Annotated in this window: 21 protein-coding genes; 5 read left to right on the top strand and 16 right to left on the bottom strand. The window is 57.4% G+C overall.

From position 1 onward, the window contains the following. Positions 1-168 precede the first annotated feature (168 nt). From TG4357_RS07315 to TG4357_RS07325, 3 genes are read right to left on the bottom strand one after another with little or no spacing between them, the layout of a single operon-like run. The gene (locus TG4357_RS07315; protein ID WP_058262198.1) at positions 169-1,317 is read right to left on the bottom strand and encodes an alkane 1-monooxygenase; all 1,149 of its coding nucleotides are present in this window, start codon (positions 1,315-1,317) and stop codon (positions 169-171) included. 49 nt (positions 1,318-1,366) lie between these two features. Continuing rightward, a complete protein-coding gene (locus TG4357_RS07320; protein WP_058262199.1) occupies positions 1,367-2,437 on the bottom strand; it encodes a hypothetical protein in 1,071 nt (356 codons plus the stop codon). Beyond that, on the bottom strand, positions 2,437-2,829 hold the full coding sequence (locus tag TG4357_RS07325; RefSeq protein WP_233487444.1) for a hypothetical protein: 393 nt from the start codon (positions 2,827-2,829) through the stop codon (positions 2,437-2,439). Before TG4357_RS07325 ends, TG4357_RS07320 begins: the two co-directional genes overlap by 1 nt. A gap of 445 nt (positions 2,830-3,274) precedes the next feature. Between TG4357_RS07325 and TG4357_RS07335 the strand changes: the two genes are divergently transcribed. The 4 genes from TG4357_RS07335 to TG4357_RS20020 all read left to right on the top strand — a co-directional run bounded on the left by TG4357_RS07335 (position 3,275) and on the right by TG4357_RS20020 (position 6,377). Further along, positions 3,275-4,231 (top strand): LysR substrate-binding domain-containing protein, encoded by a 957-nt coding sequence (locus TG4357_RS07335; protein WP_058262202.1) that lies wholly within the window; start codon positions 3,275-3,277, stop codon positions 4,229-4,231. Between the two features lie 117 nt (positions 4,232-4,348). Beyond that, a complete protein-coding gene (locus tag TG4357_RS07340) occupies positions 4,349-5,659 on the top strand; it encodes a spinster family MFS transporter (protein WP_058262203.1) in 1,311 nt (436 codons plus the stop codon). A gap of 347 nt (positions 5,660-6,006) precedes the next feature. Continuing rightward, on the top strand, positions 6,007-6,225 hold the full coding sequence (locus tag TG4357_RS07345; protein WP_058262204.1) for a DUF6500 family protein: 219 nt from the start codon (positions 6,007-6,009) through the stop codon (positions 6,223-6,225). Then, a complete protein-coding gene (locus tag TG4357_RS20020; protein WP_082644088.1) occupies positions 6,222-6,377 on the top strand; it encodes an integrase core domain-containing protein in 156 nt (51 codons plus the stop codon). The genes TG4357_RS07345 and TG4357_RS20020 overlap by 4 nt, the downstream gene beginning before the upstream one ends. A 65-nt stretch (positions 6,378-6,442) precedes the next feature. On the opposite strand, the gene TG4357_RS07350 is transcribed toward TG4357_RS20020, so the two are convergent. From TG4357_RS07350 to TG4357_RS07380, 7 genes are read right to left on the bottom strand one after another with little or no spacing between them, the layout of a single operon-like run. Then, entirely contained in the window at positions 6,443-6,709 is a 267-nt protein-coding gene (locus tag TG4357_RS07350; RefSeq protein ID WP_058262205.1) for an amphi-Trp domain-containing protein, read from the bottom strand. Continuing rightward, complete coding sequence (locus TG4357_RS07355) at positions 6,706-8,064, bottom strand: metallophosphoesterase (protein WP_233487445.1); 1,359 nt, start codon at positions 8,062-8,064, stop codon at positions 6,706-6,708. The genes TG4357_RS07350 and TG4357_RS07355 overlap by 4 nt, the downstream gene beginning before the upstream one ends. Positions 8,065-8,075: 11 nt before the next feature. Next, positions 8,076-8,774 carry a histidine phosphatase family protein gene (locus TG4357_RS07360; protein WP_058262206.1) on the bottom strand — a complete coding sequence of 233 codons (699 nt, stop codon included), beginning with the start codon at positions 8,772-8,774 and terminating at the stop codon, positions 8,076-8,078. Next, positions 8,771-9,865, bottom strand: a complete 1,095-nt coding sequence (locus TG4357_RS07365) for an HprK-related kinase B (protein ID WP_058262207.1) — start codon at positions 9,863-9,865, stop codon at positions 8,771-8,773. Before TG4357_RS07365 ends, TG4357_RS07360 begins: the two co-directional genes overlap by 4 nt. After that, the gene (locus TG4357_RS07370) at positions 9,862-10,743 is read right to left on the bottom strand and encodes a GAK system ATP-grasp enzyme (RefSeq protein WP_058262208.1); all 882 of its coding nucleotides are present in this window, start codon (positions 10,741-10,743) and stop codon (positions 9,862-9,864) included. The genes TG4357_RS07365 and TG4357_RS07370 overlap by 4 nt, the downstream gene beginning before the upstream one ends. Then, positions 10,736-12,373, bottom strand: a complete 1,638-nt coding sequence (locus TG4357_RS07375) for an aminoglycoside phosphotransferase family protein (protein WP_058262209.1) — start codon at positions 12,371-12,373, stop codon at positions 10,736-10,738. The genes TG4357_RS07370 and TG4357_RS07375 overlap by 8 nt, the downstream gene beginning before the upstream one ends. Then, positions 12,366-12,827: an NUDIX domain-containing protein gene (locus TG4357_RS07380; RefSeq protein ID WP_058262210.1), complete on the bottom strand. Its 462-nt coding sequence runs from the start codon at positions 12,825-12,827 to the stop codon at positions 12,366-12,368. Before TG4357_RS07380 ends, TG4357_RS07375 begins: the two co-directional genes overlap by 8 nt. Positions 12,828-12,890: 63 nt before the next feature. Here TG4357_RS07380 and TG4357_RS07385 point away from each other — a divergent pair, with 63 nt between their 5' ends. Continuing rightward, positions 12,891-14,078: a GAK system CofD-like protein gene (locus TG4357_RS07385; protein WP_058262211.1), complete on the top strand. Its 1,188-nt coding sequence runs from the start codon at positions 12,891-12,893 to the stop codon at positions 14,076-14,078. Positions 14,079-14,335: 257 nt separating this feature from the next. Here TG4357_RS07385 and TG4357_RS07390 read toward each other — a convergent pair whose 3' ends face one another. The 6 genes from TG4357_RS07390 to TG4357_RS07415 form a co-directional block, all read right to left on the bottom strand. Then, positions 14,336-15,304, bottom strand: coding sequence for a CpsD/CapB family tyrosine-protein kinase (locus TG4357_RS07390; RefSeq protein WP_058262212.1), 969 nt, complete (start codon positions 15,302-15,304; stop codon positions 14,336-14,338). A 111-nt stretch (positions 15,305-15,415) separates the two neighbouring features. Further along, complete coding sequence (locus TG4357_RS07395; protein ID WP_058262213.1) at positions 15,416-17,509, bottom strand: NAD-dependent epimerase/dehydratase family protein; 2,094 nt, start codon at positions 17,507-17,509, stop codon at positions 15,416-15,418. An 8-nt stretch (positions 17,510-17,517) separates the two neighbouring features. Further along, positions 17,518-18,492, bottom strand: coding sequence for a glycosyltransferase family 2 protein (locus TG4357_RS07400; protein WP_058262214.1), 975 nt, complete (start codon positions 18,490-18,492; stop codon positions 17,518-17,520). Continuing rightward, positions 18,489-19,742, bottom strand: coding sequence for a glycosyltransferase family 4 protein (locus TG4357_RS07405; protein ID WP_058262215.1), 1,254 nt, complete (start codon positions 19,740-19,742; stop codon positions 18,489-18,491). Before TG4357_RS07405 ends, TG4357_RS07400 begins: the two co-directional genes overlap by 4 nt. Beyond that, complete coding sequence (locus TG4357_RS07410) at positions 19,735-20,700, bottom strand: NAD-dependent epimerase/dehydratase family protein (protein WP_058262216.1); 966 nt, start codon at positions 20,698-20,700, stop codon at positions 19,735-19,737. The genes TG4357_RS07405 and TG4357_RS07410 overlap by 8 nt, the downstream gene beginning before the upstream one ends. Then, positions 20,688-21,833 (bottom strand): Gfo/Idh/MocA family protein, encoded by a 1,146-nt coding sequence (locus tag TG4357_RS07415; RefSeq protein WP_058262217.1) that lies wholly within the window; start codon positions 21,831-21,833, stop codon positions 20,688-20,690. The genes TG4357_RS07410 and TG4357_RS07415 overlap by 13 nt, the downstream gene beginning before the upstream one ends. Positions 21,834-21,982: the final 149 nt, after the last annotated feature.

Here is a 21,982-nt window from a genome sequence, read left to right on the forward strand (position 1 = left end):
CTCCACTTTGACCGGGATTCGGCGAGGCGCGGCGGTCGCGCCATTCCTCGCCGCCGGCCTGATTCACGATCCTCTTATGCCTACCGTGGCTCACAGATACGCCGCAGCAACTGCACCCTGCGCAACCCGGCGGCCTGGCGAACCGCCATGCCAAACAGGCGGAAAGCTTCACCTATCGCCTACACCTTGAGTAAATCTTGATGGGTTGCGAGGTATGGCATTGACCCTACTCATGTCATGTTCAACCGCCTGCAACAGAAGGGGGTTCATGACGCGAAACCAGACGGGTGGAACCAACATCATGCAGAACAAGCCGGGAATGCCCGCTGGCAATTCGGGTGTGTTCTCAAGATGCGCAAGGTTCTGAAACGGACGTTGCGCATTGGCATGGTGATCGGCGTGACGTTGCAGATTGAAGAACAACAGATTTGAAAAAAGAAAACTTGAGCTCCAGGAATGCTCTGGCTTACAGGGCTCTCGCTTGCCATCAACCACGCGTCGCAACAGCCCATAATGCGCGGTGTAGTTTGCCATCGATATGGAAAACCACGCAACAAAGCAGTGCAGCGCGTAAAACCCAAGAACGCTGACACCAAATAGCGAAACCAAGATCAAGACAATGATCAGCGTAGCCCCCCAGCTTTTAAGCAACCTGTTCTGAACGCACAACCAGTTGTGACCACGGCGCTTTAGGCGCGAATTCTCGGTTTTGATCGCTCCGATCAGGACGCCCGGAATTTCGCGCAGTGCAAAGCGATAGATGCTTTCATTGTAACGAGAACTGGCCGGGTCTTGGGGGGTCGCGACGTTCTTGTGGTGCCCGATATTGTGTTCAATTCTGAAATGGCCGTAGGCAATCAGCGCAAGCGCAAATTCGGCCATAAGCTGATCGCGCTTGGCCAATGCGTGCCCTAACTCATGCGCGACAAGCACGATCAGCGAATGAACAAACCCAATGCCAATCGTAAAGGTCACCCATTGAACCGGTGTGAATTGGCCACTTGTCGCGATTGCACAGGCCGCCAACAGCCCCAGCGCGTAAGATGGCACGATCAGATGCAACAAACGCCGATAGAAAGGGTCATTTTCCAGATCCAGCAAGACCTCGATCGATATGTTTCTTGTGTCCCTTCCGATGAAATGGTCAACCACCGGCGAGACCCCGAACAATAACACCAACGGCGTCACGGCCACCGCCCAGACCGGCGCCCCCATCCATTGCAGCCCATACAGGAACGGGGCCAGTCCCGGTGCCATGAACCCCAACACCCAAAGAGCGCGACGCGGGTCAAAAGGGAAGGTTGAGAAGGTATTCAATGCACAACTCCGGGCATGGTGAATGAAGTGAGATCGGACGACGACTGAGTTATCGGCTTGGATTGAGAACAGGCGCAGGTCTAAGGATGATCAGGATTGCCAGACCTACGATACCCACCGACAGGAACGGTGCGTAGACACCTCCGATCAGAAACCCGAGCGTGTAGCACGGAGCCAGAAACCCACAGGCAACCAAAGCGCGGCGATTGATGCCCCCGAAGACAAGGAACACCGGAAACACGGCACCGATTAAAAACAGGAATGACCGGTAAATCAGATCCCCAAATGCAACGGTAAACTCTGGGGCAACGAAGGCGACGGCGACATGCAACGCGTAGATCAGGAATATGAACCCGCCCAAAGGCAACCTGAGCCTGGCTTCAGCCCAAAGGCTGCCTTTTAGTTCGCGCAGATGCGCAGCCGTCGTAAAAGCCGTTTGAAGGACAAGCAGGCCCACCAAAATGGCCAACGCCGCCCCCCCCTGCCCTACAAGAAGGCCCGAAAGGATGGGCGTCGCAAAGAACATACCAGCCATCAAGACCGCAAATAGTCCACCGATTCCTATCACAAAACTCAACCGCGGATAGGGGCTGTTTGCATAGGCGCGATGAAACGTCAGGTCAAAATAGGGTGCCAGCAAAAACCCAAACGCAAGCGGCAGAACGGAATGGATAAACCCGTCGGAAACCAGAGGCGGCGGCAAAATTTGGGCGGGATATTCAATTGCAATCGCAAAAAGAACCAACGTGGCCGCAAACACAACGATCGACATACCGATAAGATGCCGCCGTACCGCATAAAATGCGCAGGTCAAGACAACAAATCCGATGAGCGGTAAGGACGAGCCGATCAAGGTCGAGATCCAAGTGATAAAAGCAAAATGATACACGACAACAACGCCGGAGAACGCCTGCGCCAAAGATGCGAACCGACCTAAAAACCGCGCTCGTTTCTGATGATCCATCACAAACCCAAACAGAGTTGCACCGGTGACATTGAGGACAACGAAAACCGCAAACGCGATCTGTCCGAACTCAGCTTCGAGCAAAACGGGGAAAAACCCGCCAATGCACCAAAACCAAGAACAGGCGAGGAAAAACGCAGATGACAGAACGCGCATCAATCATCCCTCTGCACGGGCCAGACATGAAACCGCACTTCGCCACGGCCGATACGTCGACCCGTCTCTCCCGGGTGTTTGCCGCACGCATAAACATTGACCTTCAGGTCTGTATTAAAGGGCTTAAGTGCGTCAATTGCATGATCCAGGTTCTCGCTGATCGGCTCTACCTTGAAATGCAGGCCGTTGGTCGACGGCAGCATGAAACGATAGGTCGCGTTCCGGCACACCATACGGTGTCGACCATTTGTCCGCATAAACAGATAAGACCCCGCTGCCAGTTCCAAATTCGCCAAAAGTGCCGCGCCGCCAACGGTGCCATAGGCATTTCGGTTGATCCTTCGGTGCGGCACTTCAACAAAAAAATCTTCTGTCGAGTAGTTGATCTTCATACCCATCCGCCAAACCAGTGGCAGGAACAAATACGATAGGACCGATCTGAGAAATGGCGAGCGGATCGTCGCCCGGTTGAGGGCACACTCCAATTCCGGGCTGGCCCACTTAAATCCTCTGGCAGGCGCGCGATATCTTCTTTTCTGATGAATTTCCGACACGTCCAATACAATGCACCCCTGTTCTGTGAATACCCAGAGTAGATACGATGGTAGATTTCACAGCGTTTTTGATAATGCGAGAAGCCAGAATTGTGATTTGTTGCTTGCAGCCTGAACCGTTTCGCAGGCGAAAACCATTTTGGCTAGGTCCCGAGACTGCACTGGCTGATCGCAAATTATTACAAAATCCTCGTTTTCCGTTTCCGCAATGCCCTGTTTGATATAAGTGATTTTAGGCATCTAGAAGCCTGCAAACACCAATATCCTGATATTGAAAGTTGAAATGACGAACCGGGATTTGATCAAATCAACGCTGAGCACAGCCATCAGAAAGCTGGAACTGAAACATCTGCTTGCATTCGAGGCGATCTATTCCACGCGCAACATTTCGCGCGCGGGGCAGGCGTTGGGCTTTGCTCAACCGACGATGTCGAACCTTCTGGCGCGCCTTAGGGCGGTGTTTGATGACCCTCTGTTTTTGCGCCAACCACGCGGTGTTCTGCCAAGCGCGCGCGCTGATGAATTGATTGAACCGATCCGCCGGGCGTTGCATGAGATCGAAAGCATTACCGCCCTGCCCACCGTGTTCGATCCGTCAAATGACACGCGGGAATTCCGGCTGCATATGCTTGATATTTTTGAAACGACCCTAATGCCGCATCTTGTTCGCAAAGTGCAGCCCTACACAGGGATCAGCTTTCGATTGCTGTTGGCGCCCAAAGTACCGATCGCGGATGCGTTAGAAAGCGGCGATGCGGATCTTGCCATCGGGCTTCCTCCAGCGAATGTGCCCGATCTGAGATGGGAAGAATTGATGGCGATGGATCTGGTTGTGATTGCCCGCAAAGATCATCCGGAAATCAAGGGAGCCATCACCAAAGAGCAGCTTCAGAAGCTTGGCCATGTTTCAATTGACATGGCACCAGGCGCATTGGCGAATACGCATTTGTTTCGGTTGGCAACGCGAACAGAACGACGCGATGTTGTGCGTGTTTCCCGCCCCTCTGCCATCATCGAAATTGTCGCGAAAACGGATCTGATCGGCTATGCTAATCGCTTGCATGTCGAGGCGTCGCCGCTCCGGGATCAGATACAGGTTCTGCCCAGCCCTACACCAGCCAGCAACCAGCAATTCCAAATGACCTGGCATCATCGCAACGAAGCTGACCCGGGGCTGAACTGGCTAAAGGATCAGGTGCGCGCAACTTTGTCGGAGGTTCAGGCAGATTTGGGTCTTTGATCAAACAGCCCAGCAAAGCCAGCCCCCTGTCAATGATGGGTTGTTCGATCTGGCTTGGAAACCCGCCTTGATGGGCCGTCCGTGCAGTGGCGACCTGATAAGTTCGGAAAAGCGTAGATGTCCAAGAGTCTGAACTCATCCAGCTTCAGCCGACAGCTGTTGGTTCTTTTGACAGGGGGCTTTGTTCTGGATCATCTGGATCGGCACATTTTGTCGATCACGCTCAACCAGATTGGCCTGGAGTTTCAGCTGAATGATTTACAACTCGGAACCCTTTCGGGTGTTGCTTTTGCGGTTGTCTATGTGGTTCTGGGATTCCCGCTCGCCCGTATGACCGTGCCGGGACGGCGCAAAACCATCATTGTCGGGACCCTGACAATCTGGAGCATGATGACCGCGCTGATGGCCGTGGCCGGTAGCTATGCACAACTGCTGATGGCGCGCATTGGCGTCGGTGTGGGCGAGGCAGGTTATACGCCAGCGGCGCACTCAATGATCATCGACAGTTTTCCCGAAAAGAAGCGGGCCTCCGCCTTGGCGGCGTTTTCAGCAGGCAGTAATATCGGCGTTTTCTTTGCCTTCATTCTGGGTGGCATCGTTGCTGCGAAATTTGGCTGGCGCGCGGCATTCCTGGTCGCCGGTGTGCCGGGCATATTGCTGGCGCTGGTGATGGTCTTTCGGCTTTACGAACCAAAAACAGCAGCAGAACCGCAGGAGACCACATCAGCGCCACCGCCAACTTACCGCGGTATCGCACGGCGATTGTTGCGCGACCGCGTGACTCGCCATGTTTTGATAGGCAGCCTTTTGGCGGCAATGGTCAGTTATGGGGCCCTTGCCTGGGTGCCGATGTTCCTTGCGCGTTCACACAATTTGGGCATCACGCAAATCGGTATTTTTCTAGCGCTTGTCATTGGGATCGGCGGCGGGTTGACGACTTGGTTTGCCGGTGTTCTATCCGATAGGCTCGCGGCAAAGGGGGCATCCCGCCGGATGACCTTTGTAGCGGCTACAATCCTTGTCGCCAAACCCCTTGCAATCACTGCTTACCTGACCGATTCAGCGGCGTTGACCCTGACTATGTTCGTCTTGCCCGCGATGGCAGGCGGGATCTATCTTGGCCCTGCTTTTGCACATATTTATCACCAAGTTCCCCCTGACGAAAAACCCATGACCACCGCAATCATGATGTTCACATTGAATCTTATCGGCCTTGGTCTTGGACCCTTTTTAGTTGGCTTGATGAGCGAAACATTAAGCACGCAGGCGTTTGAGAGCATAGCGCCCCGGGATACCCTGAAATACGCGCTTGCTGCGTTGCAATTTTTCGGTCTTTGGGGCGCGTATCATTTTTGGCGCGCAGCGGCTTTGATGCGACAGACCCAGAAAATCGCTCAGTCAAGGCAAAGCGTCGAGACTCAAACGTGACCAGCGCAATATGCCGGTGTTTTCGGAAACTTTACAAATGGCCAAAGCTGACATTGTCACTTTAACGTCTGCAGCCCAGCGAGAGCCCACATCCGTTAACGCAGGCAAAACCAGCTTCCCGTCCCGCACCACCGCGTTTACCGTCGCACCCTCCACCAACGTCTCGGCCACGATCCGGGCTTTCTGTACCGATCAGGTTGATGTGGTGGCGCTGGCATCAAGAAAGGCTCGCCGCGCTGCGCAAGGCAGCTTCGAGCCCAGACCTACCAAGCACATCGCATTGCGGCACTCAACCGTTCGCACTATGTTCTCCGGTGTGCAGCTCCAACAGGAAGGTCCAACTCAATATGAGATCCACTCTAAGAGCCAAGGCAATTGCGGTCTGCAATGAAAAAGTTGCCAAGAAGGGTGAGACTGTAGGCCTTTCATTCTATGCATTTTTCGCCAACAAGAATGATGATCCAGAGTTGCTTATGGAAGCGGCTGAATGGTGGATCAAAATACATGAGCTTGATCACTTTGAGAAGGCCGTGAAAATCCGCGATATGATTAGCTCGGGCGTTTGAGAAACGGTGGTTTCGTCAGCACCGCTGGAACCCGCCAAACGCTGCAAGAGTGGCAGGAGGATTACAACTGGCGCAGGCCACATTCAGCTTTGGGGAACCTGACGCCGATCGAATTTTTACAGAGAAGGGTCATGAACAAGATGGCCGCTTAAGGTCAAAGATTTAACCCCAAGGACGCTGCACAAGCTTGAGGGGACTTGGAGCTCAGGTCAGGGGCTTATTTGACCTGCGGTGCAGCTTTGTTTTCGACCGCTGTATCCTCGGTCCAGGATATCCGCAGATCGACCCGGCAAGCGCCATCCAGTCGGTCCGCCTTGATCCGCAGGGTCATCAGCCCTTCGATGGGCAAGCTCAGTTCATTGTCGTCGTCGCTCAGGGTGATCTCACCAGCCGCGATACCCTTGGTCAGGGCGTTCAACAGCGCCTTGACAGTCTTGCGGTCCTGTAGCGATTCGTGGCGGAATTTGCCGTCAGGGAGGTTCATTTGGGACGCCTTCCGACGGCGCTGTGTTCGGGGTGGAAATGCTTCGCCTGCGGGAAATCGGCACTTAATCCGATGATATCGCCGCTGGGATAGATCAGCGTTGCCCCCATGCCAATGCCCGACAAACCTTCCAACCGGCGCGAGGCACGGTCGAGCGTCACGTCGGCTTCCAGATGCAGCAATCCGCGCTTGGCCAGCAGCCGCTGACCCTGATGGTTGTTCACATGTCCCTGCACGACCATCTTGATCCCTTTCCCATGAAGACAGCGTACCCCACCTTCGGTCAGGTGCTTGTCGGTTTCACGATACTTGGTGCGGACAAGATTGGCCACTGGGCCGAAGTAGAAGGCAAAAGGGTCCAGCCGGGCCTCGTGGCGAAACCGGGCATTGACCGCGTCGGGGCCGCCTGCGGCCAGCAGGGTACACATCGCATCGTCCAGACCGGCATGCACAAACAGCAACGACCCGCTGCGCTGGATCACCTCCATCCGGTCATAGAACCATGCATAAGCCCCGTCCCCTGCGAGGAACAGTTTCCGGCACATCAGCGCAGAGGCATAGACCATGCGCATCGTCATCCCGGCCTTGGCGACTTCGGCATCGAATTGGCCGCGCTTGGCCTGCAGGCGGCGCAATTCCTTGTCGATCGCGCCGGCGGACATATGTGCGGAGGCAAGATTCGGGAAGGACCGCGCCCATTTTTTCGTCGGGAATATCCTAGCCCGGCAGGCCGCTTCGTCAGGCAGATCGCGCATCAACGCGGCGGTCGGGAATCGATCCCAGACTTCGCGCAACAAGGGCACGGTTTTACGCCCCATCCGCACGAAAAGATGTTCGGTCAGCGGGCTGCGCGGCCCGGTCAGCGCCTGCACCGCCAACATGAATCGCAGATCGTGATTGCCCGCCAGCAAATGCACATCCGCGCTGCTGACAAACAGCGCGGCCAGCGCGTCGAGCATGTCGAGATTGCTTGGCCCCTTGTCGAGGCAATCACCCCCGACCACGATCCGCGCCTGTCGCCCGAACCGGGTTAGTTCGAAATCCGCCGGGTGCGGGCCGGTGCGCTGAATGGTTCCAGCCGCAGCCAAAGAGCGCAGGAACCCTTCGGCATCGGCATGGGGATCAGACAGGAATACGATCGGGCGCCCCGGCCATTGCCAGCCGCCGTGCGCAGCGGCAGTTTTCAGGCTTTGCTGCACATCGCGCAGACTGTCATGGGTGCCGCCGCCGGAATGCCGTTCGGCCAGCGGCCAGGCCGCACAGTGCCTTGGCAGTGCCGAAAAATCACAAAACGCATCGTGAACGGGCGGCAACAGCGCGGCAGTATACTGCCGCATCATATCTTGGTCAGCCAAGGGTGAGGTCCTCAGTCCAGCGCAGTTTCCTGTCTGCGGCGGGGCTTCCATGCGCCACCGCATTGGACCCATGTATCATTGCCTCTGTAACACAAAAGTAACGGCCGGGCGTGATACATGCTGAATCCGGCGATTTCTGCAAGGGTCAGCACGCCCAGATCATGCGCCGCGTGCCGGAAAGCGGCGCCGTGACCGAAAACCAACGTCAACAGGGGCAGTTCCGCACTGGCCGGTTGCGCCACCAAATCGCGCAGCCATGCCGCAACCCGCGCACCGGCCATTCCAAGCGATTCCGCCCCGTGCAGCGGCAACCGGTAGTCCCTGTCTGCCTTCCAACCTGGTGGCGGGGTGTCGAACCGGGGATCGGCACGCAGCACCTCCTCGATTTCACCGATCGTCAGGTTGGCCGCGCTGCCAAGGGCACGTTCCGACAGATCCGGCGTTTGCCCGATCGTCAGGTCATGGCCTGCGGCTGTCAAGGTTTCAGCGACGGTCTGCGCGGTCTGCCACGCGCGCAATTGCAGCGATGAATGGGCCACCGGATCAAGCCGCCAGCCGTTTTCATCCAGCAATCGGGCGATCCCGTCGCCGCAGGTGCGAGCCTGCGCAATCCCTGTTTCGGTCAATGGGTAAGGTTGCAGGGCGCTTGGCGTATCATGGCGCTGATCATAGGCGCCGTGCCGTATCAGGGCAACGATACGCCCGCTCATCCGTCCGGTCCCAGCAACCGCTTGCCCACAGTGAAAAGCGCGTCGAAATCAATCCGACCGGATACTTCACTGACCCGGACCCCCTGCAAAGCGGCTAGATATGGTGCCGGATCGAGCGGTGCGCGGTCGGTCAGGAAATGTCCCGAAGCATCTTCATAGAACGGTCCTGGGCTTTTCATGATCGCGGCAAGCAGGTCGGGCCTGTCGTCCAAGCTCACTTCTGTCACGGTGGTCGGGGTGGTTTCGTCGCGCTGCCAGTTCAGAACCCAGAAATCGGTCAGGGGCACATCCAGCCGCACCCGACCGGGGCCATATATGTCCGGTATAATGAGGTCGTATTTTTCTTCCAGATTCCACAGCTCCCCGGCTGGCATGGCGGTCAGTTCGGCCAGACGATCGGCCGACAGTATCGGGCGCAGTCGCGGATTGTGCAGAATGGTGCCCGGATTGATCCGGGGATGCTTGGGGATACCGAGCGCTAGCGGAACCGGGTTGCCCGACCGCACCATTAGGCGGTCATTGGACACGAAGGCGGTGCCGGGAATATCCATCATTCGCAGAATCGAGGTCGACTTCCCCCCCCCCGACAACCCGGCAATGGCCAACGTCACGTCTGGCGTCGTAACGGCTGCCGCGTGACAGATCTGCCAGCCATCGCGCAGGCAGGTGTTCAGGATCTGCGTATTGATGAAATTGATCATCTGGCTGGGATTGTCGCGCACCGGGCCGAAAGCCACCAACGCCGCGCGCGATTGCAGGAAGGTCACGCCGGTCCGCCGCTTGTAGATCAACCGCCCATCCGCAAGGTCGTGAACGGCGTCCTTGCGCCCGATTTTGCCCGGATCACGCGCCCAGTCGATCCAATCGGGGGCCGGATCGAGCGACTGCCCGTCCAGAATATCGATTTCGATATCCGCTGGCCCGTCCCCGGTTAGGATTTCGGCGAAATACTGTGCCAATTCGGTCCGCAACGGGGTGCTGCACTTGACCCGCAGGCGCAATGCGCCGACGGCGATCAGTAGCGGCGGCGTGCCCCGCAGAGCCGACCGGTCGAGCCGGTTCAAGACATCAGAAACGGTGTGCAATGTCATGCCGCGACCTCTTTGAGGACATGTTGAGCCAACAACGCCGCCGCATCCAGACCGCACCCGTCGCGCGCGCCGCGAAAGCCGCCGAAGGCAGAGACTTCGAAAACGATCGGGCCATCTGCGGTCATCGCCACGTCCACGGTGGTGAAGCTTAGCCCGAAAGGAGCCTGCGCCCGGCGCGCCAGATCGATCAGATCAGGGGCCGGAGCATAGGCCGCGTATTTGCCACCGCTGTGAATGGTGGTGTTCCAAGTCTCGGAGGCCGAGACCCGCGCATAGGTGCACAGATAGTCACCGTTGAGAAACACCATTCCCAGATCCTGTCCCGACAGATCCAGTTTTTCCTGAATATACATCACTGGGTTTTCGGCAGCGAATTCGCGGATTTGCTCGGCCGCACCTGCCCCCCGGTCGATCACGCACATGCCGCGTGCCTTGGTCGAATAGAGCGGCTTGAATACCGCGCTGCCAAAGGTTTCGACCGCCGCTTCGGCTTGGGACAGGTCTTCGGTCACGCGGGTGCGCGGCATCGGAATATCGGCCAGCCGCAGCGACACGGTGCAGGCCAACCGGTCGATCAGCCGCAGGATCGCTTCGGGGTTTGAAAAGACCCGCACACCGCGGGCTTCGGCGATGCGCAACAGTTCCAGCCGGTCCAGCACATGCGGGCTATATATTTCACTGATCTTCTTGACGATGAGCGCATCATAGCTGCACAGGTCTTCGCCGTCATGCATCAGCGACCCGGTATCGAGATCCAATACCACCCGGCCCATGTCGATCACCCGGCGAATCCCGGTATGCGCTTCGACCGCGTCGGCCAAGGTCTCGGTCGACCATTTCCCCGGAATCCCGATAACCCCGATCTTTGGTTCAGCCACGAAAAAGCTCCTTAATCGGCAGTTTCAGCCGGTTTTCCTTGCCCGGCGGACAGGCGATGGCGGTTTCCAGCAGGAACCGAGCGCGCACGAACATCCGCCGGGCGTGTGATTTGTCAAAAACGAACCGGGTCGAGGTGGCAAAACTGCGCGCCAACCCCAAGGCCAGACGATATTCGAACGTCTTGTCGCCTTGTGACCGGGCGAATTTGGTGGCCATATCATGCACGTTGGCCGCCACCTGCGCCACCCGGCGTCGGGTTTGCGCATCATGCGCCTGAAGCCGGTAGTTAGACACCATGAACACCGCCACGTCCTGCACGTAATCCATGAAACGCGACCGATGAAGGTCGATGAAATGAATTTTCATTTCGGGCGCATCGAAGATCACGTTATCGAGGTTGAAATCACCGTGAATATGAACCGAAAAAGGCGCGGACAAATCGGTTTCGCGTTCAGCGGCACGGCCCACCAGCGTTTCGAACCCGTCCAGATCAAGATCGCCAATCCGCGACGCGCCCGTTTCGAAACCGGGATGAACCCGGAAGACATCGGGCAGCCGTTTGCGCAGCTGTTTCATCGATGCCATCTCGGCCGGTTCGTCAGTCCGGGTGCGTTTCCAGATGTCGCGCAGCGTCTTGGCCAACACGGTCTGTGCCTGTTCCAAAAGGGCATCGCTTTCGCCCAGCAGCAGCTGCTCAAAGGTCTGTCCGTGCAGATATTCGATCAACAGCGCGGCTGATTGACCGCTTTTTTCATAGGACAGGATCTTGGGGGCCAGCCCCGGATAGATCGAATCCCAGCGTTTTACACCGGCGCGTTCTTCGCGCATCTTGCCCAGTTCCCCGTCCTTGAACACCGCATCAAATGCCATCCCCGTGGCATCCTTGGACCGAACGCCCGAAATCGTGCTGCCTGACCGGGTTTCTGCCAGCGGTTCCAATTCCAGATCACCGGTGGTGCCATCTGTATCAGACAGGATATTGCGGAGTGAAAAATAGCGCTCGAAATGAACCGATTGCCCGATGCTTGCGGATAAGATCGCTTCACTTGTCGATTGCAGCGCTTCGCCCATCCGGTGGATTTCATTGGCCGCAAGCAGGCTGTTCGCCAGATCCTCCGTGTGTTTGGATTTGCGCATGTCATGAGTATATGTATCGAACAACTGGTCATAAAGCGCGTCCAGATCGCTTTTGGTCTGACCGATCTTGATCGCCATATCACTGTCGCGCGTATTGATCGCGGGCAAGATCGCCTTGATCCGCTTGCGCACCCGCCGGATAACCCGTGGATAGGTTTCGGGGCGCAGCAGGGCCTTTTGATTGACCTTTTCTGCATGTTCCAGACTGCGCCGCGCCATGCGCGCGATCAAGTCGAGGTTGCGTGCCACCAGCGCCGCGTTATGCAACTGAACCCGCATTTCCCGCGTGGTATTCTTTGCCGAAAGACCGCGCAGCGCCGCGCTTTGCACCCGCGACCACAGGTTATAGGAATACCCCGCCCGAAGGACGACCTTCTGCGCCTTGTCCGGATCAGGATCATCAAAATAGGCTTCAAGATTGGACAGTTGCCCGTCCAGTTCGGCACAAAGGAAGTGCAGGTTCTCGGCGACGCCGCGCGACAGGTTAGCCATCGTACACCCCTAGGTAAACAGGGGCGGCAGCGTTTTCCAGCACCGGCCCATAAGCGGGGTGCAGCCGCTTTGCGGCTTCACGCAGGGGGACCCATGCGGTTGCGATCTGCGCCGGATCTGGGTGCGAACCAAGCCGAGGGACATAATCCTCGGGCACGGTGCAGGCGAAGAAAATATCGATCTGGTGACGGCGGCCTTCGGTTTTTCTGCGGAAAACTTCGGCCACGTGCAGCAGGCGACCGACCTTGACGATCGCCCCGATCTCCTCGGCGCATTCGCGGATCACGCATTGGACCAATGTTTCACCCGGTTCCTGCTTGCCTCCTGGCAAAGTCAGGTAATCATCGCGCCCCGGTTTGGATTTCACCTGCACAAGCAACTCCTCGTTCCGAACGATCACTGCCCGCCCGCAGGGACGTAGTTGTGCAAGAAATCCATTCGATGTCTTGTCCATGGGTGGTAAGGAGCCTTTGAGACAGAATTGTATCAGGCGGGCGATTTTTCAGGAGGCCCAAGGATGTCAGACCTTCAGATCACCCGCAACGTGGTATTTCCTGATACATTGCGCGTAGCGCGGGCCCGAAGCCTGCCCAATCTCGGGCCCCGGATACTGTTTTTTTCGGGTGGCAGCGCGTTGAACGAAATCGCGCGGGCGCTCAAGCTCTACACCCATAATTCGATCCATCTCATCACCACATTTGACAGCGGCGGCAGTTCGCAGGTTTTGCGAGAAGCCTTACAAATGCCCGCAGTGGGCGATCTTCGCAGCCGCCTGATGGCGCTGGCGGACGAATCCATTCTGGGTCAGCCCGATATCTTCCGCCTGTTTTCCTATCGGTTTCCTAAAACCGCGACATCGGCAGACCTGTCAGCGGAATATGACGACCTGATGGAGGGTCGTCACAGACTGATGAAAGCAATTTCACAACCGATGCGCAGCCTGATCCTGACGCAGATCAAGGTCTTCGAAGCCGAGCGCCCGGCGGATTTCGATTTCGCCGGGGCCAGCGTTGGCAACCTGATCCTGGCCGGCGGGTACCTGGCCAATGACCGTGCCTTGGAACCTGTCTTGTTCCTGATGTCCAAGATGGTGGCTGTACAGGGGACCGTGCGGGCGATTGTAGACCGGAATCTCGATATCGGGGCCAAGTTGAGCGACGGTACCAATGTTGCGACCCAACGGCTGATGACCGGAAAGGAAGTCGCACGGATCAAAGCTCCGATCCGCGACCTGTACCTGTCAGAGGAAGGTGCACGATTGTCGCGCGACGAAGTTTCCCTGCCCAAGCGCAACCGCAAACTAATCGGGCATGCCGACTTGATCTGCTACTCTCCCGGCAGTCTGTATACCAGCGTGATCGCGAACCTGCTGCCGAAATACACCGGCCGGTCGGTCGCCCGGCGTCAGGTGCCCAAGGTCTATCTGCCCAGCCTTGGCACCGATCCAGAATGCCCCGGCATGACCTTGACCGATCAAGTGGCGGCCATTCTTGCCACCTTGCGGGCGGATGCAGGGGCGGAATGTCCGGTGGCGGACCTGATGTCTGTCGTGCTGTGCGATACTGACAGTTTCGACAACGACGAAGCCGCCAGACTCGAAACACGCTTCGGTATACCCCTGATCCCCTTGCCGTTGAAGCAGGACGCCGACCCACTGCGCTACGATCCGGACAGGGTTTGCGAAGCCCTGTTGTCGCTGTCATGATCCTTCGACCCGGCACGATGACGGCACAAACGGTTTGCTGCTCTGCGACGGCATGATGACACGATCAGGCGATAACAAGGCGCGTGGAGGTGCAGAGTTGTAGGACAAAGTTTTCCGGCCCGGAACTCGATTGGGTTGCTTACCCAGTGCCGCGATTGAATCCTGTAGGATTGCGACGCTGTGATGGCGAATTTGTTTCATGGTGCGTTTTTACAACCCAAAGAAGGGTCACACCATCAAATCGTGGAAACAAACCCCTAGTAGCCATATTCATTGCCGGTGGCGTCTTCGGCTTTGTTCAGCACAACACCCAAAAGCGGGCAATCATCCCCCAAGCGCCGCATCACTTCTTGTACTTGTGCGCCGGTGGTGACAGTGCCGTCAATCACCACGAGAACACCATCGAAATTGTCGCGAAACGCGATTACGTCGTCATGCGCCAAGGCGGGGGGCAAATCGAACAGGATCACATTCGGTTGCAAAGCCTGTTCCATTTCTTCCAGGCAAGCACGGGTTTCAGGTTCCTGAAGCAATTCCGAAGAATAAGGTTCCACCCGATCATTCATCGCGATCGCCAGATTATCGCCGATGTTCAGCTCGTTTTCGCCGAAGCGGTGGAAATGATCGGTTAGAGGGACCTTGCCGCGCAGATAGTCACTCATGCTGCCAACATCCTGTTCCCCCAGCGTCTTGGCGATACTGGGGTTGCGCATATCCAGATCCAACAAAACCGTGCGGCAGTTTTCATACCGCGACAGCGCAATCGCAAGATTGATCGACACAAAGGTTTTACCGCAATCCCGGGTCGGCGACGTAATCGCAACACGTTTCCATCCATGTTCGCTCAGGGCTTGGAACAACCGCGCACGCAACACGTCGAAAGCGGCATGCGACGGGTTCTGACGACGGGCAGTAATGATCAGATTGCGATCCATTTGCACCGGGTTGACCGAAATGCGCGACAGCAATGGCCAAAAAGTCGGCGCCATTTCCGGTTCAGGTTCCGGTTCGGGCTGTTCGGCAGTGGCCGCTTCTGACAACGGTTCCGATGTATCGTAATCCTGCTGCGTTACTTCATCCGGATCAAACCAAAGGAAGGCTTCGCGCAGCGCCTTTTCTTCTGCTTCAATATCGGCCTCAGACAGGTTCTTTGGTCCCAGAAATCCAGGCGATTTCGGGGGCTGCTGCCGTGTCTTCCGGCGATATCTTTTGTTCTGCTCTACCATCTCGACTTTCCCCGGACTTTCGGGACGCTCTTTTTGGCAATTCGGTGAATCGCGCTCATGCTTGGCCTTAAAAAAGCCGACAAACTGGGCAAAATTAAGCCTATCGCATGGCTAAAGCCCGAATAGGTTGGCTTGAACGATACCGCGCTCTGCAAACCGATCCGGGTTCGTTTCCGGCTGCCATCCCAGCAAATCCTTGGGATAGCGGTTGTCGAACGGTGAAAAATGCGCCCGTGATTTCCAATCGTTCAACGAAGGTCGAACCACGTCTTTCCGGCGCAACACCTTGGTTTTCAGAACGTATTTCACCGCATCCGCCATCCAGAACACGGCCAGGTTGCCAGACCGCACCTTGATCCTTGCGCCAAGCGTTGCCTGTATCGCGTTGAAATAGCCGCGCGCCGAATAAATCGGATCCCCGATCAGGTTGAAGGATTTCCCGATCGCTTCGTCCTTTTCCATCATCCGGATCAGCCCGTCAGACACATCATCGGCCAGAACGAAAGGCAGGATATGTTTACCATCACCCCAGATCCGCACCGCGCCAGCCCCGTGCCAGCGACCGATGCCCCAATGCTGCAACGGGCCACCTTCGCCGATCACGATCCCCGGACGGGCAATGACCAAGGGCAAACCGCGGTCTTCATGCATCTGCGTCAACCGCGTTTCGCATTCAGCTTTGGACCGCGCATATAGATTGCGGTCCGACATATCGCCGAAATCGGTATCATCAGTGATTGTCTCCGACGGGTCCGACATGTCGAAAGACGCAATCGTACCGGTATAGATCAGCCGTTTCACACCAGCCTCCAACGCTGCTTCGGCTACCCGCACAGCAACCCCGACATCGTTTTCCAACGCGGCATCCCATGTCTTGTCCATCGACTTGGCCAGATTGAAAACCGCGTCGATGCCCTGCATCGCTTGACGAAGCCCGGCAGCGTCCTTCAACGACACTGCAACGGTTTCAACGTGATCGGCGATATCATCGAATGGCCCTTGTCTGCCCCGGCTCAACACCCGCACGTCATAGCCCCGCGCAACCAACATCCGGGTCAAGTTGCGACCGATGAATCCGGTGCCGCCAATCACCATGACGGTGGGTTTCGGGGTGCCCGAGACGGGGATGGCTTCGACCGGGTCGGGCATCATGGCCAGCGTATCGTCGATGGCTTGCATCACCTGTAACGCAGCGCGGCCAGTATAACGGGGGGCTTCGGGTTGTTCGGCGCGTAATGCGCCGTAAACGGCATCTATTGCGCCCCGGAAACTTAGCCCGTAAGGCGACTTCTGGTTCAGGGAAACCACCTGCCGCACAGCGTTCACAACCCCTTCGCGTAGATGTTGCCCGGCCATGTTCAATTGTTTCAGCAACGGGTTCAGGACCAAATCGGCAGCGTTGTCTTGCGCGATCACCAACGTGTCGGCGGCGTAATCCATCCGCGCCACGCCCGACGACCCGCGCAGGGTCAGTGACCGTTCGTCATGGGTTTCCACCAGCGACAGGTTGATCGACACATCGACATCCCCCGCCTTGGCGATCACCCGCCAGGATTGATGCCGCACCGCACCACCGGGCAAAGTGATCGGTTGGCCCAATTCCAGATGCGACACCTGCAACGGCCCGAACAAATCGACCGCAAAAGCGAACGGATGCGGGCCAAGTTCCAAAAGCAGGTTCTTGGCTTGGCGCAGCAGCCAAATGCCATAGGGTCCCGACCGAAGCGGAGCGAGCGGAAAACACCAATTGATCTCGACCGCCGAAACGCGCCCGATTTTTCCCGCTTCTTTCGCCGCTTTCAGCCGGTGATAGGCGGGAATACTCAGAAAGTTATGCCCAGCGGCAAACCGCACACCGTTTTGATCTGCGGCTTCGACCATTTCCTGCGTGTCCACGGCCGAAAGAGCGACCGGTTTTTCCACCAGACAATGCAACCCGGCTTTGAAACAGGTCAGCGCGATACCTTTATGAAAATCTGGTGGCGTCAGGATATGCACTGCATCACAAACCTTAGCCGCGATCATATCGTCAACTGATCCGAAAGCCTGCACACCATAGCCGTTGGCCATATCCTGCGCCGTTGTCAGCGAAACATCGCAGATACAAGCCAGTTCTGCATCTTTCGCCGCGCGGATCGCATCGGCGTGCCAACTGGCAATGTAACCGGCACCGATAATGCCTACTCGGATCGGGGGATTGGTCACGAATGTCCTCACTTATACTCAATGATGCGCATGGCGCTGCCGCGAATTTTCCGCAGGTGATAGCGGGCCATGCCGATCAGATTAGGAAACTTGGATATACTCAGGTAAACCGACTGGTGCAGCGCCATGGAACTGTTCAGCCCTTCGCGTTGCAATCCGCGCACGGTTCGAAGATAGGACAAGGCATAGATCGCCAGCACCGCGATCAAAACAAGCGGTATGGTGAAGGCCAGAGACAACAGCGCAACTAGTGGCAAAACGCCACCATAAAGAACGACCCGCCGCCGTTCCTTGACGAAATAGTCGGGATGCAGATCACCGACTTGGGCAAATCCATGACCGCTGCGCACTGCGCGCTGCCACCATTGCGAAAACCGGGTCATCGCCGCATCGTGCCGGGTCATCGACAATGGCAGCCGGGTCAGCCGGAAACCGGCCTTGCGTACGCGGGTACAAAATTCATCGTCTTCGGCGGCGATAACCGTTGGATTGAACCCATCCAGCGCGTCGAACATGTTGCTGCGGACCATCATATCGCCACCACAAGCCCGGATTTCTCCGGCTGGGCGATGCCATTCAAAATCTGCCAAAGCATTGTAAATGCTAGAACTGGGATAGATTTCTGACCGCCAACCGGTGACGACACCCAAATCCGGTCGATCCTTGAATTCGGTCAGGGCCGACTCGATCCAACCCGGTTCGACACCGCAATCCCCATCGACGAATTGAACAAAATCGGGCAATCCACCCGGTTTTAACACCTCGAACCCGGCGTTGCGCGCCCGCGCGGCGGTGAAGGGCACCGTAGTATCCAGTTCGACAACCTCAATCCCCAGATCGCGCGCCGCTTGCACCGACCCGTCCGACGACCCGCTGTCGACATACACGATGCGGTCCAACTGATCCTTCAATGTGGTCAGGCAACGGATCAGCCGATCCCCTTCGTTGCGGCCAATCGCAACCGCAGCAACCGTCACGGTCATTCCTGCCCCTCCGGTCGTTTTCGTTGCGGCGGAGTGCCATTCAGATAGCCACGGATCAATTTCCCCAACCATGCCGCTTCGTTGGTGATGTTGAAATCCGTTTTCACCTTCGCCCGGCCAGTTTGACCCATTGCATTCGCCTTGCCCGAATCGGACAGTATTTGCGAAATGGCCCGTTGCAACGCCGGTGCATCGCCCGGCGGCACCAGAATGCCGCTTTTCCCCTGTTCGACCAGTTCGGGAATACCGGCGATTTGGGTAGTCACCACCGGCAATCCCGCCGCCATCGCCTCCATCAGAACGACGGGCACACCTTCGGCAAAGCTGGGCAGGATCAGCGCATCGATTTGTTGCAGCATCCCGGCCACTTCGGATTGTGATTTATAGCCAAGAAATTCGACCCTATCGGCAAGCCCGGCCTTGACCGCCTCTGCCTCCAGTGCTGCCCGTTCGGGCCCGTCGCCAATCAAAGTCAGACGCAGATCGGGATGGTGTTCTAACGCACCGGTCATGGCTTCGAACAAAACCGGTAACCCCTTCACCGCAGCCAGTCGCCCGACGAAAAGAAGGTGATTGCCTGCGCGGTCGCCCTGCCCCGCATAGCGTTCGGGATCGACTCCGCAATGCACGATATGCATCCGGTCCCAATGTCCCCGATCGGCAAAGCTCATCCCCTGCGACCGGCAAAAATCGCTGATGCAGGCGGTGAAGCTGGCCCGCGCGATCTTTTCATCCAGACGCCAGCGTATGGGTTCAAAGAAAATATCCGGCCCGTGCAGCGTAAAACTGTAGGGAATGCCGCTGATTTCATGACACAGCATCGCCACGGTGCAGCTGGCCTTGGCAATGTGGTTGTGCAGATGCTGCACACCCTTGTCCTGCAAATGCGCTGCCAGAACCACGGCTTCGGCGAAATAGAAAAGTTGATACAGCGTGGCTTTCAACCCGCCCGGCGATGTTTTCAACGCCAGACGCAACGCCCGGAAATAAGCCGCAGGTCGGCGCAACGCCCGCAGATGCGCCCGCAAGCTGACCATCGGTTTGGCGGCGGCGTTGATCACATAGAAGGTGTTTGCCGCTTCTTCGCGCTGTTCCGGCCCGACCAGATGTTCCACACTCGTGCGCCGGATCGACGTGGTTTCGACCGTGAACCCCTGCTTGCGCAACTCGGCCACTTCGCGCTGAATGAAAGTATCGGTGGCGCGGGGGTATTCCCCGGTCAGATAGGCAATATGTGTCGGTTCAGTCATGACCGTCCTCCATTGCCTTTTGCATCAACATTTCAAAGTCGGCTTCGGGCTGCCACCCCATGTCCTGCAAGCGCTGATTGCTGTAACGTAGCGGCATCATCCGCGCCCGCAATACCGGCAGGCGCAAAAGCCCCGGTCGACCGTTCCATCGCCCGAGATACCGCGCTGTAGCTTCTAGCATACGCCAAGGTATGGTTGCGGACAGTTTGGGCCAGCCACCGCGTTTCAACACCGATACAAAGCGGTTCCGGTCCGGCAAATCGCTGTCTACCACATTCACCACAGACGACACGCCTTGCGCCGCCTGTTCGGCCGCCAAAACCAACGCTTGCGCGGCATGGCCCACATGGCAAAGCGGGATTTCACCACTGTTCCCGATCCGCAGCAAAACCGGCCCCAGTCCAACGCCAATATGTGCATTCCAGACCCGCCCGGGTCCATAAATCGCGCCGATCCGCAGGATTTGCAGCGGCAACCCGGCATCCGCCGCGACGGTGGCGCAAAGCATTTCTTGCGCGATCTTTGCCCGGCAATAGGCATCGCGTTGATCCGCCCTGTCATCAAGCGGGCTATTTTCATCAATCACATCGTTTTCTTGCACCAGAACACCGGAATAGACCGATAAGGAACTGGCCAAGACCAATGCGGGCGGAGTGTGTGCCGACAGGCAGGCCGTCAGCAGCGCCTTGGTTGCGCCCACAGTATCATGTTGTTGCGCGGTATCGTCGCCGTCCATCGACGCCGCCAGATGCAAGACAACGTCCACGTTTTTCGGAAAAGCCGTCAAGGAATTCAAATCAGTGGTGATGAATTCAACGGAATTTGGCCAATCTTGCAAAACCGCTGTTCGGTCCCGGATAACGGCAATCACCTCGTGACCGGCCGCTGTGGCCCGGGCGACCGTTTGCCGGCCCAGATATCCGGACGCCCCGGTGATCAAAAGCTTCAACGTGCCCATTGCATTGGCTCCATCGGGTCGCAACGGGTGGTCATGACCTGCGCGCCGGCTTGATCGCCCGCATTCTGGATCGCCAACGTCACCTCGTTCAGGTGCAGCGCGAAATCCGCCGACAACCGGCAGGGACGGTTTTCAGCAATCGCGCCCAGCATCTCGACCGGGCCCAGCGCGAAATTCATCGAAGCCGCCCCCCAACGGCCCACCATCGGGTGGCTTGGCCCGTGCAGTGACACGCGTTTGCCCAGCGGGCTGTCAATCAGGCGTCGCCGGATACGGAATCGTTTGTGAAACTTCACCGGCGCCCCGTTGGCCCAAGCCTTTTTCACCTGCAACACGCCTTTGTCACCGATCACCCGGATCCGGTGGTCATGCGGGGCTACGATGGAGCAGGTCAACCGCACCATCGGGCCAGTTTCGAAAAACAACGTGGCAACAGAAAAATCCGGTGCCGTGTCGGTGATGCCTTTCTTGTCCGGAATCGTCTGACCCGAAGCGGCGACAACCCGGCGCACGGTCCCGAACATAGCGATCAGCCAGCCAAGGTAATAGCCAGCATGTTCCAAGGTACAGCCGACCCGGAATTCATCTTCATACGGCCAGGGCGCGCCGCTTTCGCTGATCCAGGATTCGACCGGGGCCTGCGGAATAAACCCATCATCCAGTTCGGCATAGATCAGGCGCGGTGTCCCGGCGACCCCGTTACGCACAGCATGGGCCAACGTCTGCGCCGCTTGTCCCAACACGCTGCAAGGGGCCGAAGCCAGAAGCAGCCCCTTTTCAGACGCCAGTTGGTGCAAATCGCGCGCCTGATCCATCCGCATCGCCAGCGGCTTTTCCGAATAGGTATGAAACCCGGCCTGCAAACAGGCACGGTTCACTTCGAAATGCGCATCGGGATTGGTCAGGTTCAACACGACGCCATCGCGCGGCAATGCTGCGAACAAATCTTCCAGAACGGCAAAGCGCGTCACCCCCCAATGGGCACTGAATGCCCCTGCCCGTTCAACATCTATGTCGAAAGCACCGACAACCTGCACATGCGGCACGCTTTGCAGCGACCGCATATAGAGATCCGCGACAAAGCCGCAGCCAATCAGCGCCACCGCCGGGCCTTGTATTTTCTTACTGCTCATCCTGCACGTCTGCCTGTCATCTTGCGGCCTTTCTGATCATAGGATCGTGTCAACAGTTTGTCCCGCTTATAGCGCTGACGGGGAAATGCTGTCTGTGCAAAACCGCAATTGCCTGCTAGCCAGTTCAATAAGCCATTCGGGCAATTCCA

Origin of the sequence: Thalassovita gelatinovora (assembly GCF_001458355.1) — a bacterium.
Taxonomy (GTDB): Bacteria; Pseudomonadota; Alphaproteobacteria; order Rhodobacterales; family Rhodobacteraceae; genus Thalassobius; species Thalassobius gelatinovorus.

Coding starts and splice junctions, on each gene's coding strand:
- TG4357_RS07380 (WP_058262210.1), bottom strand. CDS start 12,827: ATGGACAAGACATCGAATGGATTTCTTGCACAACTACGTCCCTGCGGG.
- TG4357_RS07385 (WP_058262211.1), top strand. CDS start 12,891: ATGTCAGACCTTCAGATCACCCGCAACGTGGTATTTCCTGATACATTG.
- TG4357_RS07375 (WP_058262209.1), bottom strand. CDS start 12,373: ATGGCTAACCTGTCGCGCGGCGTCGCCGAGAACCTGCACTTCCTTTGT.
- TG4357_RS07325 (WP_233487444.1), bottom strand. CDS start 2,829: ATGAAGATCAACTACTCGACAGAAGATTTTTTTGTTGAAGTGCCGCAC.
- TG4357_RS07415 (WP_058262217.1), bottom strand. CDS start 21,833: ATGAGCAGTAAGAAAATACAAGGCCCGGCGGTGGCGCTGATTGGCTGC.
- TG4357_RS07320 (WP_058262199.1), bottom strand. CDS start 2,437: ATGCGCGTTCTGTCATCTGCGTTTTTCCTCGCCTGTTCTTGGTTTTGG.
- TG4357_RS07365 (WP_058262207.1), bottom strand. CDS start 9,865: ATGACATTGCACACCGTTTCTGATGTCTTGAACCGGCTCGACCGGTCG.
- TG4357_RS07340 (WP_058262203.1), top strand. CDS start 4,349: ATGTCCAAGAGTCTGAACTCATCCAGCTTCAGCCGACAGCTGTTGGTT.
- TG4357_RS07360 (WP_058262206.1), bottom strand. CDS start 8,774: ATGAGCGGGCGTATCGTTGCCCTGATACGGCACGGCGCCTATGATCAG.
- TG4357_RS07410 (WP_058262216.1), bottom strand. CDS start 20,700: ATGGGCACGTTGAAGCTTTTGATCACCGGGGCGTCCGGATATCTGGGC.
- TG4357_RS07400 (WP_058262214.1), bottom strand. CDS start 18,492: ATGACCGTGACGGTTGCTGCGGTTGCGATTGGCCGCAACGAAGGGGAT.
- TG4357_RS07350 (WP_058262205.1), bottom strand. CDS start 6,709: ATGAACCTCCCTGACGGCAAATTCCGCCACGAATCGCTACAGGACCGC.
- TG4357_RS07405 (WP_058262215.1), bottom strand. CDS start 19,742: ATGACTGAACCGACACATATTGCCTATCTGACCGGGGAATACCCCCGC.
- TG4357_RS07390 (WP_058262212.1), bottom strand. CDS start 15,304: ATGGTAGAGCAGAACAAAAGATATCGCCGGAAGACACGGCAGCAGCCC.
- TG4357_RS07345 (WP_058262204.1), top strand. CDS start 6,007: ATGAGATCCACTCTAAGAGCCAAGGCAATTGCGGTCTGCAATGAAAAA.
- TG4357_RS07335 (WP_058262202.1), top strand. CDS start 3,275: ATGACGAACCGGGATTTGATCAAATCAACGCTGAGCACAGCCATCAGA.